At 36.4% G+C, this 538-nt stretch carries 1 protein-coding gene; it reads right to left on the bottom strand.

Annotation, left to right across the window (positions count from 1 at the left end):
• Window positions 1-55: 55 nt before the first annotated feature.
• Entirely contained in the window at window positions 56-484 is a 429-nt protein-coding gene (locus tag CJF42_RS26350) for a hypothetical protein (RefSeq protein ID WP_095369411.1), read from the bottom strand.
• Window positions 485-538: the final 54 nt, after the last annotated feature.

Below are 538 nucleotides of genomic sequence, written 5' to 3' on the forward strand. Positions count from 1 at the left end.
CATAGCTTGGTCTTTGATTGACATGGGTTTATCCCTAATACTTTATTGGTTTGGGTTATTCAGTGCCGCTAGTTAATAGCGTATCGATGATTTCTTTTTGCAAAATGGCATTCTTTTCATTTTCGACTTGCAACTCAGCATGCTTTTGTAACATTTGTGCTCGCTGATCGACGGCTTTAAACATCAGTGGCTGTAGTAATGTATTTACAATTTCAATGCTGTTTGTTGCCCAAAGCAATGCTGGCAAGTAATACATGGGTATGTTTAACGACTGACTCGGGGCAAACCACTTATTAAGTTTTGTTTGATCTATTTCTTCAGGTGCCTGTAATGCTAGGTTCATGCGCTCTGCAATTTGCAAACGGGTGTAAGGTGCAGTGCGCAAACAATCATTAACAGTACGTACAAAGTCAAAATATAAATCACAATTAGGTGCTTTATCTGAATGTAATAAGCTTGTTGATATTTGATCGTTAATTGTCATAGTAAATTTTCCCTTAAAATTAACCTTTTAACTTTATTTGATTTAGGCCATGCT

Source organism: Pseudoalteromonas sp. NBT06-2, assembly GCF_002276045.1.
Classification (GTDB): domain Bacteria; phylum Pseudomonadota; class Gammaproteobacteria; order Enterobacterales; family Alteromonadaceae; genus Pseudoalteromonas.